The following is a 17,503-nucleotide window of genomic DNA, read 5'->3' as shown; positions in this document are numbered from 1 at the left end:
GGGGCGAGCGGGCCGCCGCCCGCTGCCGCCCCGCCGAACGCGTCGCACGGTAGGTTGACCCCCGTGATGCTCACCGTCGCCGTCATCGGACCCGCCCACGCCCTCAAGGGGGAGGTGCGCCTCGACATGCGCACCGACGACCCCGAGGGCCGCCTCGCACCCGGTACCGCCCTGCCCACGGACCCCGCCGGGCACGGCCCGCTGACCGTGGCGCGCCTGCGCTTCGACGGGAAGCGCTGGTACGCCGCCTTCGCCGAGGCCCCGGGCCGCACCGCCGCCGAGGCCCTGCGCGGCACCCGCCTCCTGGTCGACACCGACGCCGAGGAGGAGACCGAGGACGACTCCTGGTACGCCCACGAGCTCATCGGCATGAGGGCCCTGCACGCCGACGGCCGCCTCCTGGGCGAGGTCACCGGCCTGGAGGAGGGCGTCGCCCAGGACCGCCTCGTCGTGCGCACCCCGGGCGGCGACGACGTCGCCGTCCCCTTCGTCGAGGAGATCGTCCCCGCCATTGACGAGGAGGCCGGCACCGTGACGATCGACCCGCCCGGCGGCCTCTTCCCGGGCCTCGGCGCGGCCGAGGAGGTCCGCTAATGCGCCTCGACGTCCTGACGATCTTCCCCGACTACCTGCGCGTGCTCGACCTGTCCCTCATCGGCCAGGCCGCCAGGTCCGGCACCCTCGACCTCGCCGTCCACGACCTGCGCGACTGGGCCCACGACCGCCACCGCACCGTTGACGACACGCCGCTGGGCGGCGGGGCCGGCATGGTGATGAGGCCCGACGTGTGGGGTGAGGCCCTCGACTCCGTCCTCGCCCGCGCGGCGGCCCCGGCCGCCGCGCCCACCCCGCCCGGAGATGACGGCGCGGGCGCACCAGGCGCCGCAGCGGCGGGCCCCGCCCCCGCGCCGCGGGACGACGACCGCACCGTCCTGGTCATCCCCACGCCGTCGGGCGACCTCTTCACCCAACGCGTCGCCCAGGACCTCGCCGGGGCCGACCACCTCATTATCGCCTGCGGGCGCTACGAGGGCATTGACGCCCGCGTCGCCGAGCACTACCGCAGCGCCGGCCGGCAGGTGCGCGAGCTGTCCATCGGCGACTACATCCTCAACGGGGGAGAGGCCGCCGCCCTCGTCATCATTGAGGCCGTCGCCCGCCTCCTGCCCGGGGTCCTGGGCAATCCCGCCTCCGTCGTCGAGGAGTCGCACTCCGAGGCCGGACTGCTCGAGTACCCCGTCTACACGCGCCCCGTCGCCTGGCGCGGCCACGACCTGGCCGCCGGCGAGCCCGTCCTCCTGACCGGCAACCACGCCCGCATCGCCCGCCACCGCCGCGACCAGGCCATTGCCCGCACCGCCGCACGCCGCCCCGACATGGTGCGCGCCCTGGACCCCAGCACCCTGGACGGCGCCGACCGCGCCGCCCTGGCCCGCTCCGGCTGGGCCCTGCCCGAGGGCGCCGCCGGCCCCCTGCCCCTGCGGCTGCGTCGGGCCGTCGACGCAGACCTGCCCGCCATTGTCGAGCTAGCCGCACGCACCTTCCCCGACGCCTGCCCCGCCTTCCTGAGCCCCACGGCCATTGCCGAGCACGTGGCCGCCAACCTCACTCTGGACCGCTTCGCCACCTGGCTCCACGACCCTCGCGTCACCCTGACCGTAGCCGACCTTCCCGAGGGCGCCCCCGGCATTGAAGCCGGTGCGGTCGTCGGCTACAGCGTGTTGCTGCTGGAGCGCCCCGACGACGACGGCGCTCCGCCAATCGGCCTGGACCCCCGGCCCACAGGGGTGGAGGCGGGCGGACAGGGGGCGCTGGCCGCCGAGCTGTCCAAGGTCTACGTTGACATGCGCCTGCGCGGCTCGGGCGCCGCCGCCGCCCTGCTCACCGGCGCCATAGAGCAGGCCGCCGACGCGGGGGTCACCACACTGTGGCTGGGCACTCACGCCGGCAACAAACGAGCCCAGAAAGCCTATAAGCGCGCAGGATTCCGCCAGGTCGGCACACGCACCTACGACGTCGGCGGACAGACCTGCCGGGACGTGGTCATGGCCCTCGACCCTCAGGAGTGCTGAGGCCGGCGGACGGTGCGGGGCCGGCGCAGAGCAGGGATGAGAGCCCCGCCAGGACGGCGCCTGCGCACCGGGCGGGTCCGCGGCCGGCCGCTCCAGACCGCCACCCCGCGGCCCCAGACCCTCCCGTGAGGTCGCGCACGTCCCTGTGGACGTGCTCGCCGCCCGCTGAGCGCCTGTGGCACACTGGCCTGGCCCCCGGGCCGCAGAGCGCCTCCGCCACTGGGGAGGTCTCACGAAGCAGGACCCGCGGGCATGGACACAGGCGCCGCCCCGCCCGCAGGCGGCGAGGCGCCACCGACCAAGCGCTCGTGACCAGTGGCACGCGCGTGGAGAGAACAATGAACCTGATCGACCAGATCAATGCCGCCTCGCTGCGCGAGGACATCCCCTCCTTCCGCCCCGGCGACACCCTCAAGGTGCACGTCAAGGTCGTTGAGGGCAATCGCTCACGTGTCCAGGTTTTCCAGGGCGTCGTCCTTGCCCGGCAGGGCGCGGGCGTCTCTGAGACCTACACGGTCCGCAAGATCTCCTTCGGTGTCGGTGTCGAGCGCACCTTCCCAGTCCATACCCCCTCGGTCGAGAAGATCGAGGTCGTCACTCGAGGCGACGTGCGTCGCGCCAAGCTTTACTACCTGCGCAACCTGCGCGGCAAGGCGGCCAAGATCAAGGAGCGCCGCGAGGACTGAGGTCCCGCTCCTCGGTGGCGCCCGGGACCCCCGTCCCCGGGCGCCACCCATGCTCCTCGCGCCCGCGCCGGGCAGGCCCCACGCAATCCGCCGATCGTGCCGACCATTACCCAGGAGAGGTCAACAGTGACATCGCAGCAGGAATCGGTGGACACCCCCACCGGGGCCCCAGCACCCGAAACACCCGACGACGCTGTGCACGAGGACTCCACCTCCGCGGGCAGCCCTGCCTCCGCGGCCAGCCCTGAACCGGCGGCGGACGAGCCGCTTGAGTTGCCGCCCTCCATCCCCCCGAGCAAGAAACCGACGGCCCCCACTGAGGAGTCGGCCGGGCCGGTGGTGTCGAGGCGCCGGCGCCTCGCCTCAAGACTGCTGGTGATCGCCTCTGTCATTGTCATTTCGGCCCTGTTCAAGACCTTCGTTCTCCAGACCTTCATCATCCCCTCCGGCTCCATGGAGAACACCCTCATGAAGGGTGATCGGGTGGCTGTCACCATGTTCGACGCCAAGGACATTGAAAGAGGGGACGTTGTCGTCTTCCGGGACCCCGCCCACTGGCTCGATGTCAAGGACCCCACCGGCCTGCATGGCCTGCTCCAAGATGTGCTGATCACCCTGCGGCTCTTGCCCAGCGAGTCCGGCCACTACCTCATTAAGCGCGTCATTGGCATGCCCGGGGACCGGGTCACCAGCGATGGCCAGGGCACCGTCCAGGTCAATGGCGTCACCCTGGAGGAGACCTACATCAAGGACGGCGTGCTGGCCTCCGAGATCGCCTTCGACGTCACCGTCCCCGCCGGGCACGTGTGGGTCATGGGGGACAACCGCCCCAACTCCGCTGACTCCCGCCTCCATCAAAACGACCCCAACGGCGGCTTCGTGCCCCTGGACAACGTCGTCGGCGTCGCCAAGAGCATTATCTGGCCGGTGAGCCGGTGGACCGGGCTGGGCAGCGGGGAGCAGGTCTTCACCGACGTCCCCGCCCCCGCCACCTCGTGAGCCCGGCGGCGCGCCCGGACCGGGACCTGGAGCTGGCCCTGCTCGCCGACCACGAATTGGTTGGCGGCCTGGACGAGGTGGGCCGCGGCGCCCTGGCCGGCCCCGTGAGCGTGGGCCTGGCCGTGGTCTCGCGCTCCACGGCTGACTCCTTCCCGCCGGGCCTGGCCGACTCCAAGCAGTTGAGCCCATCGCGGCGTCGGGCACTGGTCGGCCCCTGCCGCGGTTGGCTGGCCGACCACGCCGTGGCCCACGCCTCCCCAACCGAGATCGACGCCCTGGGCATTGTTGGGGCACTGCGCCTGGCCGGCCGGCGGGCCCTGGCGGAGGTGGCCTCGCGCGGGAGGGCCCCCGACATTGTCATCCTCGATGGCGCCTCCGACTGGCTCAGCGCCCCCGAGCCGGATCCAACCGCCGCCTCGGACGAGCGCGCCCAGGCAGCGAGCACCGGCCGGCCGGACGCCGCCTCCACCCCGCCGGTGCGCACGGAGGTCAAGGCCGACGCCCGCTGCGCCGTGGTGGCGGCCGCCTCAGTCCTGGCCAAGGTGGAGCGCGACGCCCTCATGGCGGCATTGCCGGACCCCGGCTACGACTGGGCGGCCAATAAGGGCTACGCCGCCCCCGCCCACGTCCAGGCGTTGAGGGCCTTGGGGGCCTGTGAGCAGCACCGCCTCTCCTGGCGCCTGCCCGGGCTGGGGCGCCACCGGCGCCCCCGGGGCTGAGCCCGGTCGACCAAGTCTTGAAGCGGCCCGGCGCGACATGATCGGGTCTGAGAAGCCCGGACCCGGGAGCGTCCCAGTGCGCCGACGCGCCCCTGGTGCCTGCTCGGCGCAGGCGCCGGCCGCGGGCATGATGAGCCCGTGAATGCTGAAGACCTTGAGGCATACGAGAACAACCTGGAGCTCGACCTGTACCGGGAATACCGGGACGTCGTGACCCTCTTCTCCTACGTCGTCGAGACCGAGCGGCGCTTCTACCTGGCCAACGCAGTGGATGTGCAGGTGCGCACCAATGGCGGGGAGGTCTTCTTCGAACTCACCCTCGAGGACGCCTGGGTGTGGGACATCTACCGGGCCTCACGCTTTGTCAAGTCAGTCCACGTGGTCACCTTCAAGGACGTCAATGTCGAGGAGCTGAGCAAGCCCGAGATGGATATCCCCGCCTAATCCGCATAATGGCGGGCAGCCCTGGGAACCACAGGCCCATCTCTGCCGGGATTGTCCACAGGGCTCGGCTAGTCCGCTGGCGCGCTGGGCGCCGCCGCGCGCACCCTGGCCACGGAGGTGATCCCCGTGGCCCCGACCACACCACAGCCCCGCCCTAGGGCGGTGGGCTCGGCCGGCTCCCCCCAGCAGACCGGTCAACGCGGTGAGGAGCTTGCCGCCCGCTACCTGAGCGACCTCGGGTGGACCGTCCTGGATCGCAACTGGCGCCCCAGCCCGCCGCGGCGCGGAGAACTCGACATTGTCGCCCTACAGCCCCCGCGAGCCGTCGCCGCAGAGCCGGCGCGCCCACTGCCCGGGGACGGTTCTCCGATTGGTCCCGGCGTCCCCGCCCTCCCGGGCGCCGGGGCGCGCCTGGTGGCCGTGGAGGTCAAAACCCGCACCGGACTCCGCCTGGGGCCGCCCGCGGCCGCCGTCGACTCCCGCAAACTTGCCCGCCTGCGGCGCCTGGCCGCCGCCTGGGCCGCCGCCCACGGCGCAGACCACGACGCCCTGCGCATTGACGTCATCTCGATTGTGCTGCGCCGCCACCGCCCCGCCCTGCTGTGCCACCACCAGGGGGTGGGGGTCTAATGGGACTGGCCCGCACCCTGGCCGTAACCCTCACCGGTTTGCAGGGCCACCTCGTGGACGTCGAGGCCCACTGCGCGTCCGGTCTACCGGCCTTCACGCTGGTGGGCCTGCCCGACGCCGCCGTGCGCGAGTCCCGCGACCGTGTTCGCGCGGCCCTGACCACCTGCGGAGTCACCTGGGGGGAGCAGCGTTTAACGGTCAACCTCTCCCCGGCTGATCTGCCGAAAACCGGCACGGGCCTCGACCTCGCCCTGGCCCTGGCGGTACTCGGCGCCCGCGGCAAGCTGCCGCGCGGCGCCGTGGCGCACCTGGAGCGCACGGTCCATATCGGTGAGCTCGGGCTCGACGGCTCGCTCCACCCCGTGCGCGGCGTCCTGCCCGCCGTCCATGCGGCCGTAGCGGCCGGGTTCACGGAGATCGTGGTCGCGGCAGGCGGTGCAGCCGAGGCCGCGCTGGTGCCCGGTGCGACTATTACCGCTGCGGCGCACGTGGGTGAACTGGTGTTGCGCTACGGCGGGCAACTGTCCGGGCCGGCCCTGGAACTGGTTCGGCGCGCCCAAACCCAAGCGGCTCCAGGGCGGGCCCGCCCAGGCGCCGCCGGGCCAGGTGGGCGGCGCGGCGCCACCGCCCCCGATCTCGCTGAGGTTGTCGGCCAGGCCGAGGCGCGCCACGCCCTGGAGGTGGCCGCCGCCGGCGGCCACCACCTGCTCATGGTCGGGCCGCCGGGAGCCGGCAAGACCATGCTCGCCGAGCGACTGCCCTCGATCCTGCCGCCCCTGGAGGGAGAAGACGCCGTGGCGGTGACCTCTCTTCACTCCCTGGCCGGCGCCTTCAACCCCGAGGCCGGCCTGGTCACCGACCCGCCTCTGCGCGCACCCCACCACACCGCCACCCGCGCCGCCATTATTGGCGGGGGCTCAGGCTCCCCCCGCCCCGGGGAAGTGTCCCTGGCTCATCGAGGCGTGCTCTTCCTCGACGAGGCCCCGGAATTCCCCAGCAGTCTCCTGGACTGCCTGCGTCAACCCCTGGAATCCGGGGAAATCACCATTGATCGAGTCGGGGGCCGCGCCACCTACCCTGCCGCCTTCCAGCTCGTTCTGGCCGCCAACCCCTGCCCGTGCGGCAAGGGAAGCGGACGGGGCCTGGACTGCACCTGCACCTCCCTGCAGCGCCGCCGGTACCTCACGCGCCTATCGGGGCCCCTCCTGGACCGTATTGACATTCAGGTCGAGGTCGGAGCCGTGGACGCCGGCGACCTGGTCCGCCCCACGCCCGCCGAGCCCAGTGCCGTCGTCGGCGCCCGCGTGAAGCGAGCCCGGCGCCGTGCCGCTGCGCGCCTGGCCCCCACCCCCTGGCGACTGGGCTCCCAGGTCCCCGGCTCCTACCTGCGCAGCCCCGAATCGGGTACCCGCCCCGAGCTGGTCGCCCGGCTCATGGGCAGCCTGGAGCGCGGCGAACTCTCCTTGCGGGGTGTGGATCGGGTCCTGCGCCTGGCCTGGACCCTGGCGGACCTGGGCGAGCGCGACGCCCCGACCCTGACCGACCTCGGGGCGGCCCTGGCCCTGCGCGCCACAGGTCTACGCCGATGAGACCGCCCCTCCTGCCCTACGACACCACCGACGACGCCCTGGCCCGCGCCACCTGGTCGCGTCTGGCCGAGCCGGGCGACAAGGCTGCCGCCGCCCTGGTGGTGGCGCTGGGCCCCGCTGACGCTATCGACTGGCTCCTGGGCGAGGCTCTCGATGAGGACGGCAGGCCCCGGCAGGCGCCGCGCCCACCCCTGCCACCGGTCCAAGACGCAGCCGGCGCCCGCGCCCAGTGGGCCCGTGCAGCCGGCCGCTGGGCGCCGCGCCTGCCCGACCTCGATATCCGCCGTGAACTCGACATCTTGGAACGGCTCGGTGGGAGCCTTATTACCCCCGCCGACCCCTGGTGGCCCCCGGGTCTGGATGACCTCGCCCAACCACCGCCGTGCCTATGGCTGCGCGGCGACCCCGCCCTTCTCGTCAGTGCCGCGCAGCGGGCCAGCAGAGACCACGACGCGAACCCGCCGGCCGCAGCGGCGCAGCCCGCTATTGGCGTGGGGACGACCGCGCAGCCAGGTGCGCCGAAGGTGCAAGCCCGAACCCCACAAGCTGAGGAAGAACCGGGGTGCCGCGGCACGGCGCCGAGCGGTCCCGCCCTCGGGGCGGAAGACGAACCGACTGACTCCATGCCCGTGATGCCTTCAGTGGCCCCGGGGGATAGCAGCGCCACAGCGGCGGCCGCGCCAGCCGCAGCGGAGCGGCCGGCCCTCGTGCCCCTGCCCACCCGTGAGGACCGCGTGCCGCCCGGGCCGGGGGCGGGGATCGCCGTCGCCCTGGTGGGCGCCCGCGCCGCCACCCGCTACGGTGAGCGCACCGCCTCCCAGCTGGGAAAGGATCTGGCCGCTCAGGGCTGTGTTGTCGTCTCCGGGGGAGCCCTGGGGATCGACGCCGCCGCCCACCGCGGGGCCCTCATGGGCGGGCGCACCCTGTGCGTGGCCGCAGGGGGCGTAGACCGTCTCTACCCGTCGGCCAACGCCGAACTCCAGGAAGCGATTATCGCCCACGGGGCGCTGCTGGCCGAGGTGCCGCCCGGCTGCCAGCCGGGCAGGCACCGGTTCCTCACCCGCAACCGGCTCATCGCCGCACTGTGCCAGGCCACAGTCGTGGTCGAGGCCGCCTGGCGCTCCGGGGCCCTGGCTACCGCCCGCCAGGCCCAGGACTTGGGGCGCCCCCTGGGGGCTGTGCCCGGCCCCGTCACCTCCATGGAGTCCGTGGGCTGCCACCGGCTCCTGCGTGCGGGTGCCGTGTGCGTCACCGACGCCGAGGAGGTGCTTGAGCTGGCCCTGCCCGTGGGCGCTACCGACCCCGACGGCAGGAAGGCCGCCGACCCCGCCAATCAGGGCGAGGGCCTGCTCGACGGCCTGGAGCCGGACAGCGCCGTCGTCCTGGACGCCCTGCCGGCCCGGGGGTCAGCCAGCATGGACTCCTTGATCCCGGCCAGCGGGCTGGCTGAAAGGGAGGTTATCGCCGCCCTGGGGCTGCTCGAGCTGGCCGGCAGGGTCGAGCGCGACGGATCCAGGTGGCGACGGCGTCGCACCTGAGAGCAGCCCGGCGCTCATGGGTCTGCGCGTCGGGAGGCACCGCGGCGTCAGGGCCCTATCCTGAAGGGGTGACAACCCCCAGGGACCACGCGGTGCGCACCCGTGGTCAGTTGCTGGACAGCTACGCGGCCCACCTGCGCCTTCAGCGCGGCATGTCCGAGCACACCGTGCGCGCCTACCTGGGGGACATTGGCGACCTGCTCAGCTTCCTGGGCGTGGGGGAGGAGGAGACTGAGATCGTCGGCCCGGCGTTGGGCACCCTCGACCTCGTGGACCTGCGCGCCTGGCTCGCCCACATGTCCGCCGCCGGCCGCACTCGCGCCACCCTGGCCCGGCGCGGCGCCGCCGCCCGCACCTTCTCCACCTGGGCCCACCGCAATGGCCTGCTGCCGGCCGATATCGCCGCCCGCCTGCGTTCCCCCCGCCCCGACAACCGCCTCCCCACCGTCCTGACCCTTGACCAGGCCCGCACCCTGCTCACGATCGCCGCCCAAGCGGCTGCTGCGGGCGGCCCCCTTCAGGTGCGTGATCTGGCCCTGCTGGAAACCCTCTACGCCACCGGTGTGCGCGTCAGTGAACTCGCCGGCATGGACGTGGGGGATCTGGACGCCTCCCGGCGAACCCTGCGCGTCCTGGGCAAAGGGGACAAGGAGCGCACCGTCCCCTACGGCCTTCCGGCCCAGCACGCCCTATCCGCTTGGCTCCGGGTGCGCAGCCGGGTCGCCGCCCCGGACGCGGGCGCCGCCCTGTTCCTGGGCGCCAGAGGGCGGCGCATCGACCCCCGGGTCATACGCGAGGTCGTTCACCGGGCGGCCGCAGCCGCCGGGGTCCCCGACCTGGGACCGCACGGGCTGCGCCACAGCGCCGCCACCCACGTGCTCAGTGGGGGAGCGGACCTGCGCAGCGTTCAGGAGCTCCTGGGGCACTCCTCCCTGGCCACCACCCAGCGCTACACCCACGTGTCGCCCGAGCGCCTGCGCGCCGTTTACGCCCAGGCCTTTCCCCGGGCCTGAGTCGCCGGACTCCGGGGCGGGACAGGGGCATGAGGACAGGGCCGCTGAGCGCCCACTTACGACTCCAGGGGCTTGAGCCTAATGACGGCGGGACTCAGCAGCCGCAGGGGGTTGACATAGCTCTTCGGCCCTGTGCGCGCACCCCAATGGAGGGCGTCTACGCCGTCGGCGCGGTGCCCGGCCAGCAGCGTCCCGATGATTTGCCCGCGGTGGACCCGCTCCCCGGCGGTGACCACCGGCTCGACCGGCTCATAGGTGGTGCGGATGCCGTCAGGATGGTCTATGGACACCACTGGGCGGCCGGCCACCATCCCGGCGAAGGCGACTGTTCCGGCCGCGGCGGCCAGCACCGGCGAGCCGGCCTCCAGTGCGAGATCCACGCCCCGGTGCCCGCGCCCCCAGACGACGGCCGGCGGGTCGAAGCCCTCCAACACCGGGGCCGGCCCGCCGGTGGGCCAGGTGTAGGAGCCGCGTGGGGCCGGGGACGGTGGAGCCGGCGCCTCGGTGAGCGCCACCGCACCCGCTACGACCCCGCCGGTCCGGGCGAGGCCGGGCACTGGCGGGCCGGATGCGGCCCCGGCCCAGGGGGAGCCGTTCATGAGCAGGGCCACGAGGAGCAGGCGAAGAACCGCCGTCGTCCACCGCGCGGGGCGCGGGCCGGATCGCGGGGCGCCCGGCCCGACTGCTGCCAGGCGCCCGCCCCGGTCGCGGAGCAGGGGCGGGGAGGCGAAGGGATAGAAGGTAACCACCGACCCAGAATCGGATGGTCGGCGCCCGGGTGCATTCACCGGCCACCAGCGCTGTGGAAAACCCGCCACAGCGGTTCTCCTGTGGTGACTGGGGCAACGCCGGTATTCCCAGCCCCGGTGCGGAAAGATCCCCCCGCTGTGGTAGCCTCACGGACGCAGTTCGCCGCGGGCCGTGCCGGCTCCCACCGACAGGGCCCGTAGCGGCTGACTACGCGTGCCCGCCTCCGAGTCTTTCGGAACGTCCTTTCGGTCGTCACGGTCGTGGTCCCGCCCTCCGCCACCAGGTGGGGGCGGGTGACCGTGCGTCTCGGGCACCAGGCCCCGGTCCGCCTGCGGCGCGCCGTGAGCGGGGCCGGGCCCGCCTTCGGGAGGGTCCGGTGGACGGGGAAGAACCGCACAGCACTACCGGGGTAACCCCATGCCACGGGCGCCCCTCGAATGACCGCGTGCCGGGCAGGCTCCCGGCAGGCACGGAAGGACCGTTATGGCCGTCGTCTCCATGCGCCAGCTCCTTGAGAGCGGTGTCCACTTCGGGCACCAGACCCGTCGCTGGAATCCCAAGATGAAGCGCTTCATCCTCACCGAGCGCAACGGCATCTACATCATCGACCTGCAGCAGTCGGTGGAGGGCATTAACACCGCCTACGACTTCGTCAAGGAGACTGTCGCCCGCGGAGGCAACATCCTCTTCGTCGGCACCAAGAAACAGGCCCAGGTGGCCGTGGCCGAGCAGGCCCAGCGTGTGGGCATGCCGTATGTCAACCAGCGCTGGCTGGGCGGCATGCTCACCAACTTCTCCACCGTGCGCGCCCGCCTGGACCGCATGAAGGAGCTCGAGCAGATCGACTTCGACGACGTCGCCGGCTCGGGCCGCACCAAGAAAGAGCTGCTCATGATGCGCCGGGAGAAGGACAAGCTCACGCGCACCCTGGGCGGTATTCGTGACATGGCCAAGCTCCCCTCGGCCATCTGGGTGGTGGACACCAAGAAGGAGCACCTGGCCATTGCCGAGGCCAGGAAGCTCAATATCCCCGTTATTGCGATCCTTGACACCAACTGCGACCCCGATGAGGTCACCTACGGCGTTCCCGGCAATGACGACGCCATCCGGGCCGTATCGCTGCTGACGCGCGTTATTGCCGACGCCGCCGCGGAGGGTCTTCTGGACCGCTCCGCCGGCCTGCGTCGCACCGGCGAGGAGGTCGACGTCACCCCCGAGGCCGAGCCACTGCCCGAGTGGGAGGCTCAGCTCCTGGCCGGCGCCGAGGAGGCCTCCGCCGAGGCCCCTGCCGACGCCCCCGAGGCCCCTGCCGCTGAGGCCGCCGAGCAGGCCTGAACCTGTTCGCACCAGAACCCGTCCTTCACCGAACTCACCAGGAGATATCCATGGCGAACTACACCACCGCTGACATTAAGGCGCTGCGCGAGAAGACCGGCGCGGGCATGCTCGACGTCAAGAAGGCTCTCGACGAGGCCGACGGCGACATTGAGAAGGCCATTGAGATTATCCGTGTCAAGGGCCTCAAGGGCATTGCCAAGCGCGAGGGCCGTTCGGCCTCCGCCGGCCTTATTGCGGCCAAGGTTGTTGACGGACCCGAGGGCCAGGTCGGTGTCCTCATTGAGGTCAATGCGGAGACCGACTTCGTGGCCAAGAACGAGAAGTTCCTCGCCTACGCCGAGCAGGTGCTGGCTGCGGCCCTGGTCTCGGGCGCCGAGTCCGTCGAGGCCCTGACGGCTGTTGAGGTCGACGGGTTCTCAGTCAAGAACCTCACCGACTCCATGCAGGCCGTCATTGGTGAGAAGATCGTGGTGCGTCGCGTCGCCCGCCTGACCGCCCCGAGGGTCGCGCTCTACCTGCACCACACGAACCCCGATCTGCCCGCCCAGGTCGGTGTGCTGCTCGGCACCGATGAGGCCGCCGCGGATGTCGCCCACGATGTCGCCATGCATATTGCCGCCTACTCCCCGCAGTACGTCGCCCGCGAGGACGTCCCCGCCGAGGTCGTGGCCAAGGAGCGCTCCATTGCGGAGGAGACCACCCGCGCCGAGGGCAAGCCCGAGAAGGCCATCCCCAAGATCGTCGAGGGCCGGCTGGGCGCCTTCTTCAAGGAGGCGGTGCTTCTGGACCAGGCCTTCGCCAGGGACCCCAAGAATACGGTCGGCGAGATCGTGACCGCCACCGGCGGCTCGGTGACCGGTTTCGTCCGCTTCCGCGTCGGCGCCTGAGCCCGCCCGGCGCGGTGCCCAACCCCAGGTCCTCAATAGGGTGGGAGCCGCGGCGCGCGCCGGGAGCGAAGGCCGGCTGCCCCGCCACGGATGTGGCGGGGCAGCCGGCCTTCGCATCTGCATGGTGGAGGTCTTACACCCCGTTGCGGACGCTCGCCATAATGATCATCTCAATCCACGCCGGTGGTGCTCTTGTCCTTGTTCTCAGCGCTCTCGGTGCTCTTGGCGCTCTCGGCCTTAGAGGAGATGATCCACCAGGTGGCCATGAAGCCCGCAATGACGAGCAGGGCCAGGCCCGCCCACAGGTTGGCGTTGATATCGCCGGTCTTCGCCATTTCGTCGGGCCCGTTGAGGAAAGCCGAGCAGACGAGCAGGTAGACGCCGATAATGCCCAGGACCGCGGCGATCACCGTGCGGATGTCCGCGAGGACCTTGAGGAATATGTTCATGGTGGACTCTCCGCTCAGTGGAAGATCGAGTTCAGAAGAATAACAAGGATGGCCGAGCAGATGGCCAGCGGCACCGGACGGCGGAACCACGCCAACTCGCCGGCCCGAGGATCGGTGCGCTGCTCCTTGGGGGTCAGGGAGTAGACGAAACCCTTGAGTTCGGGCTCGGGCTTGGGCTCCGTGGCCAGCGACACCAGGACGGTGACGACAATGTCCATGGTGAAGGCCGCACCAGCGGCCACGAAGGCCAGGCCCTGACCCGGCAGGTTCAACAGGCCCACCCAGTGCAGGATATTGAGGGTCAGCGCCGTCAACGTGCCGGAAACAAGACCGATCCAACCGGCTTGGGCCGTGGCCCGCTTCCAGAACATACCCACGATGAAGGTTGCGAACAACGGGGCGTTGAACATGGAGAAGAGCTGCTGGAGGTAGTCCATGAGGTTCTGGAACTGCGAGGCGATGAGTGCCGTGAAGATCGCCACAATGGTGGCGAAGGCGGTCGCCCGATGCCCCATCTTGAGATAGGTGGCGTCGTCGGCCTTCTTGTTGATGTAGCCCTCGTAGAGGTCGACGGTGAGCACCGTGTTGAAGGCGGAGATATTCGCCGCCATACCGGCCATGAAGGAGGCCAGCAATCCCGTGATGGCCAGGCCGAGCAAGCCATTGGGCAGCACGTCGCGCATGAGCAACAGGACGGCGTCATTGTAGGTGACGCCTTCGGTCCCCGCGGCTGCGCCGGCCAACGAGGCCTGTTTAATTTCGATGATCTCCTCAACGAAGACGGCCGCCACCATGCCGGGGATAATGACCAGGAAGGGAACCACCATCTTGGCGAAGGTGCCAATGATCGGGGCCGAGCGGGCCGATGAGATCGAGTCCGCGGCCATGGCCCGCTGGACCTCCACGAAGTTCGTGGTCCAGTAGCCGAAGGAGAGCACGAAGCCCAGGCCGAAGACAATGCCGACCACCGACAGAACGGGGGATTCGAATCCGGACAGGAGCTGGCCGGGCCAGGAGTGCAGCTGGGCGGCGGGTTCCGCGTAGTGGCCGGTGCCGTACGCCAGCGCAGCATCAGTGATCTTTTCTTTTAGACCCGACCACCAGCCCACTCGGTGCAGTCCCAGCAGGGTTAGCGGCAGCAGTGCGACCACAATAATGAAGAACTGGAGCACCTCGTTGTAGATGGCTGCGGAAAGCCCTCCCAGGCTAATGTAGGAGAAGACGATGACCGCGGCCAGGATAAGCGCCACCCACAGCGGCCACCCCAGGAGGCGGTTAACGATCGAGCCGAGCAGGAAGAGGTTGACTCCCGCGATGAGCAACTGGGCCAGCGCAAAGGAGATTGCATTGATCAGGTGCGCCGTACTGCCGTAGCGCTTGAGCATGAACTCCGGCACGGAGCGGACCTTGGAGCCGTAGTAGAAGGGCATCATGACCAAGCCCAGGAAGAGCATGGCGGGAATGGCGCCAATCCAGAAGTAGTGGAAAGTCGGCAGACCGTACTGGGCGCCGGTGGCCGACATGCCCATAATCTCCACAGCACCGAGGTTCGCCGAGACGAAGGCGATTCCAGTCACCCAGGCCGGTAGGGAGCGGCCCGAGGTGAGGAATTCGTCGGAGGATGAGGTCTTCATCTTGGCCATGAATCCCACGGCGATGACGAAGCCGAAGTAGATGATAATGGGGAAGTAGTCGTACCAGCGCGCCTCGAGCAGAGTCTCGGAGGCGACTGGGAGTAGAAGCGGGGCGGTGGGCATAAGGCTCTCCTGGGCAGGGGATGGCGCGCGGCTATGGGCGCCTTGGCCCAGGATAGGCCCACGAGCCCCTGTTCACGGCTCTATGGGTGGATGGAACCGTCCTCCCAGTGGGGGGCGCTGGCCGGGGCCCATGGCGTCCCGGGTACCCCACGAGTGCTCGAAGCGGTGACCAGAGCCCTGAACAGGTACGCTCTAGCCGGCGGCTGAGCGCCCACCCGCAACCAGGAGGGATCCATCCATGACCGAGACCACTCCGCGAGATGACCGCGTTGCTCACGGGCCCCACCCTCGGCGCGTCCTGCTCAAACTCTCCGGGGAGGTTTTCGGCGGAGGCTCAGTGGGGCTGGACCCCGACGTCGTCTCTGACGCCGCCCAGCAGATCACTAAGGCCGTCCAGGCCGGCGTACAGGTCGCGGTCGTCGTGGGCGGGGGCAACTTCTTCCGCGGCGCCGAGCTCTCGGCCCGCGGCATGGATCGGGCCCGCGCCGACTACATGGGCATGCTGGGCACAGTCATGAACGCGCTGGCCCTGCAGGACTTCATTGAGAAGGCCGGCGTCCCCGCTCGCGTCCAGACCGCCATCACTATGGGGCAGGTCGCTGAGAGCTACGTGCCCCTGCGCGCCATCCGGCACCTGGAGAAGGGCCGGGTGGTCGTCTTCGGCGCCGGGGCGGGCCTGCCCTACTTCTCCACTGACACCGTCGCCGCGCAAAGAGCCCTGGAGACCCACTGCGACGAACTGCTCGTGGGCAAGAACGGCGTCGACGGCGTCTACACCGCCGACCCCCGTAAAGACCCCTCCGCGAAACTGCTGGACCACCTGACCTATGGGCGGGCCCTGGCCGAGGGCCTTCAGGTTGTCGACGCCGCGGCCTTCTCCCTGTGCCGTGACAACGGCCTGACCATGCGCGTCTTCGGCATGGGCGAGGGCGGGAACATTACCCGGGCGCTCCTGGGGGAGAAGATCGGAACCCTGGTGTCCAGCAAATCCGCCTGAGCACACCCACAGCATCAGCCCCAGATCCCACCGCACAGAAGGAACCTTCATGATTGACGACGTCATGCTCGAGGCCGAGGACAAGATGGAGCGCGCCCTGGAGGCCGCCAAGCACGAACTCGCCGCCATCCGCACCGGCCGCGCCAACCCCGCCATGTTCAATCAAATCCTCGTGGACTACTACGGGGCCCCCACCCCCCTGCAGCAGCTCGCCTCCCTGACCATCCCCGAGGCCCGCACCGTTATTGTCAGCCCCTTCGACCGCAGCGCCATGAAGGCCATTACAACGGCGATCCGCGAGTCCGACCTGGGTGTCAACCCCACCGACGACGGCACCATTATCCGCGTGACCCTGCCCGCCCTCACCGAGGAGCGCCGGCGCGACTACGTCAAACTCGCCCGCAACCGCGCTGAGGAATCCCGTATCCAGGTGCGCGGCATCCGCGGCAAGTCCAAGAAGGAGCTGGAGGCCATTAAGAAGGACGGCGGCGCCGGCGAGGATGAGGTCAAGCGCGCCGAGAACGAACTCGATGCCCTCACCAGGCGCTTCGTGGAGAAGATCGACGCCGCCCTGGCCGCCAAGGAATCCGAGCTCCTCGAGGTCTGAGACACCCTTTATCGACCTTATCGACGATCCTCACCCAACCCGAGCACCCCAGATGTCGCCTCTCAGCACGCTGCTGACACCGCCCCCGACGCGCAACCACGCCCCACTGCCGGCCACCGGCCGGGCTGGGCGCAACCTGCCGGCCGCGCTCGGGGTGGCGGTGCTGCTCATTGGCGGCATCCTCGCCTCACTGCTGTTCTACAAGACCGTCTTCGTTGGCGTCGTGGTAGTGGCCGTATGCGGCGCCCTGTGGGAGCTCGCCGGTGCCTTCGCCCGCAAGGGCATTCGCCTGCCGCTGCCCCCCCTGTGGCTGGGCACGCTCGGCATAGCGGTATCGGCCTGGATGGTTGGCGCCGAGGCCGCTCTGGGCGCCTACATTGCCACCGTGGGGGCCTGTGTTCTGTGGGCCTTTATGGACCAGGCCGAAGCCGAGACGGGCACCCCGCTGGAGGCCAGCGCCCACGACGTCCCCCGCACCGACGCCCACGACGAGGTGCGCCGCTCCCGCTCGGTGGATGCGGCCGCCGCGGTGTTCGCCGCCACCTATCTGCCCTTCCTGGCCGGCTTCGCCGTGCTCATAACGGCCCAGGATCAAGGGGTCGGCAAGGCCATTATGCTCATCGCCCTGCCGGTGGCCAGTGACACCGGCGGCTGGTTGGCCGGCATCACCCTGGGCAGGCACCCCATGGCGCCCTCAGTGTCGCCCAAGAAATCCTGGGAGGGCTTCGTCGGCTCCCTGGTTGCGACCATAGGCGCGGGTGCGCTGTGCCTGTGGGCCCTGGGCGGCCCCGTGCCGGCCGGGGCGGTGCTGGGGGCCTGCGCCGTGGTCGTCTCCACCCTGGGGGACTTAGGGGAGTCTCTTCTTAAACGGGACCTGGGCCTGAAGGACATGGGCACGCTCCTGCCCGGTCATGGCGGGCTCATGGACCGGCTCGACTCCATCCTGGTAGCCGCCCCCCTGATCTACGTCTTCACCCTTGTGGCTTGGTGACCCCGGTGCCGCCCGCCATGCCCGCAACTGAGAGGAG

General features: G+C 70.6%; 18 protein-coding genes. 15 read left to right on the top strand and 3 right to left on the bottom strand.

The window, feature by feature from the left end; genetic code table 11:
* The first annotated feature begins 63 nt into the window (after positions 1–63).
* From rimM to EUC46_RS03635, 10 genes are all read left to right on the top strand, one after another.
* Entirely contained in the window at positions 64–594 is a 531-nt protein-coding gene (rimM, locus tag EUC46_RS03680; protein ID WP_128772834.1) for a ribosome maturation factor RimM, read from the top strand.
* On the top strand, positions 594–2,072 hold the full coding sequence (gene trmD, locus EUC46_RS03675; protein ID WP_128772833.1) for a tRNA (guanosine(37)-N1)-methyltransferase TrmD: 1,479 nt from the start codon (positions 594–596) through the stop codon (positions 2,070–2,072). Before rimM ends, trmD begins: the two co-directional genes overlap by 1 nt.
* Positions 2,073–2,410: 338 nt before the next feature.
* Complete coding sequence (rplS, locus tag EUC46_RS03670) at positions 2,411–2,758, top strand: 50S ribosomal protein L19 (protein WP_128772832.1); 348 nt, start codon at positions 2,411–2,413, stop codon at positions 2,756–2,758.
* Between the two features lie 126 nt (positions 2,759–2,884).
* Positions 2,885–3,757: a signal peptidase I gene (lepB, locus tag EUC46_RS03665; RefSeq protein WP_241655366.1), complete on the top strand. Its 873-nt coding sequence runs from the start codon at positions 2,885–2,887 to the stop codon at positions 3,755–3,757.
* Positions 3,754–4,476, top strand: a complete 723-nt coding sequence (locus tag EUC46_RS03660) for a ribonuclease HII (RefSeq protein WP_128772831.1) — start codon at positions 3,754–3,756, stop codon at positions 4,474–4,476. The genes lepB and EUC46_RS03660 overlap by 4 nt, the downstream gene beginning before the upstream one ends.
* Before the next feature lie 138 nt (positions 4,477–4,614).
* Positions 4,615–4,920 carry a DUF2469 domain-containing protein gene (locus EUC46_RS03655; protein ID WP_128772830.1) on the top strand — a complete coding sequence of 102 codons (306 nt, stop codon included), beginning with the start codon at positions 4,615–4,617 and terminating at the stop codon, positions 4,918–4,920.
* 126 nt (positions 4,921–5,046) lie between these two features.
* On the top strand, positions 5,047–5,550 hold the full coding sequence (locus tag EUC46_RS03650) for a YraN family protein (RefSeq protein WP_206645879.1): 504 nt from the start codon (positions 5,047–5,049) through the stop codon (positions 5,548–5,550).
* On the top strand, positions 5,550–7,139 hold the full coding sequence (locus EUC46_RS03645) for a YifB family Mg chelatase-like AAA ATPase (RefSeq protein WP_128772829.1): 1,590 nt from the start codon (positions 5,550–5,552) through the stop codon (positions 7,137–7,139). The genes EUC46_RS03650 and EUC46_RS03645 overlap by 1 nt, the downstream gene beginning before the upstream one ends.
* On the top strand, positions 7,136–8,677 hold the full coding sequence (locus tag EUC46_RS03640) for a DNA-processing protein DprA (protein WP_128772828.1): 1,542 nt from the start codon (positions 7,136–7,138) through the stop codon (positions 8,675–8,677). The genes EUC46_RS03645 and EUC46_RS03640 overlap by 4 nt, the downstream gene beginning before the upstream one ends.
* Positions 8,678–8,745: 68 nt before the next feature.
* The gene (locus EUC46_RS03635; RefSeq protein ID WP_277750468.1) at positions 8,746–9,690 is read left to right on the top strand and encodes a tyrosine recombinase XerC; all 945 of its coding nucleotides are present in this window, start codon (positions 8,746–8,748) and stop codon (positions 9,688–9,690) included.
* A gap of 56 nt (positions 9,691–9,746) precedes the next feature.
* Here EUC46_RS03635 and EUC46_RS03630 read toward each other — a convergent pair whose 3' ends face one another.
* A complete protein-coding gene (locus EUC46_RS03630) occupies positions 9,747–10,439 on the bottom strand; it encodes a M23 family metallopeptidase (RefSeq protein ID WP_241655365.1) in 693 nt (230 codons plus the stop codon).
* 484 nt (positions 10,440–10,923) lie between these two features.
* Between EUC46_RS03630 and rpsB the strand changes: the two genes are divergently transcribed.
* Together rpsB and tsf are read left to right on the top strand one after the other, a co-directional pair.
* Positions 10,924–11,775: a 30S ribosomal protein S2 gene (gene rpsB / locus EUC46_RS03625; RefSeq protein WP_128772827.1), complete on the top strand. Its 852-nt coding sequence runs from the start codon at positions 10,924–10,926 to the stop codon at positions 11,773–11,775.
* Positions 11,776–11,825: 50 nt separating this feature from the next.
* Positions 11,826–12,665: a translation elongation factor Ts gene (gene tsf / locus EUC46_RS03620; RefSeq protein WP_128772826.1), complete on the top strand. Its 840-nt coding sequence runs from the start codon at positions 11,826–11,828 to the stop codon at positions 12,663–12,665.
* Positions 12,666–12,835: 170 nt separating this feature from the next.
* On the opposite strand, the gene EUC46_RS03615 is transcribed toward tsf, so the two are convergent.
* Both EUC46_RS03615 and EUC46_RS03610 read right to left on the bottom strand, forming a co-directional pair.
* Positions 12,836–13,114: a hypothetical protein gene (locus tag EUC46_RS03615; RefSeq protein WP_206645883.1), complete on the bottom strand. Its 279-nt coding sequence runs from the start codon at positions 13,112–13,114 to the stop codon at positions 12,836–12,838.
* Positions 13,115–13,128: 14 nt separating this feature from the next.
* Positions 13,129–14,871, bottom strand: a complete 1,743-nt coding sequence (locus EUC46_RS03610; RefSeq protein WP_128772825.1) for a sodium:solute symporter family protein — start codon at positions 14,869–14,871, stop codon at positions 13,129–13,131.
* Between the two features lie 238 nt (positions 14,872–15,109).
* Here EUC46_RS03610 and pyrH point away from each other — a divergent pair, with 238 nt between their 5' ends.
* The 3 genes from pyrH to EUC46_RS03595 are packed head-to-tail and all read left to right on the top strand — an operon-like array spanning position 15,110 to position 17,466.
* Positions 15,110–15,868 carry a UMP kinase gene (pyrH, locus tag EUC46_RS03605; RefSeq protein WP_128772824.1) on the top strand — a complete coding sequence of 253 codons (759 nt, stop codon included), beginning with the start codon at positions 15,110–15,112 and terminating at the stop codon, positions 15,866–15,868.
* Between the two features lie 49 nt (positions 15,869–15,917).
* A complete protein-coding gene (frr, locus tag EUC46_RS03600) occupies positions 15,918–16,475 on the top strand; it encodes a ribosome recycling factor (RefSeq protein ID WP_128772823.1) in 558 nt (185 codons plus the stop codon).
* A 52-nt stretch (positions 16,476–16,527) separates the two neighbouring features.
* A complete protein-coding gene (locus tag EUC46_RS03595) occupies positions 16,528–17,466 on the top strand; it encodes a phosphatidate cytidylyltransferase (protein WP_128772822.1) in 939 nt (312 codons plus the stop codon).
* The last annotated feature ends 37 nt before the right edge of the window (positions 17,467–17,503 follow it).

The organism is Actinomyces oricola (genome assembly GCF_004104015.1).
Classification (GTDB): domain Bacteria; phylum Actinomycetota; class Actinomycetes; order Actinomycetales; family Actinomycetaceae; genus Actinomyces; species Actinomyces oricola.
The sequence above is the reverse complement of the archived record's forward strand: the minus strand, read 5'-3'. Positions and strand labels throughout refer to the sequence as shown.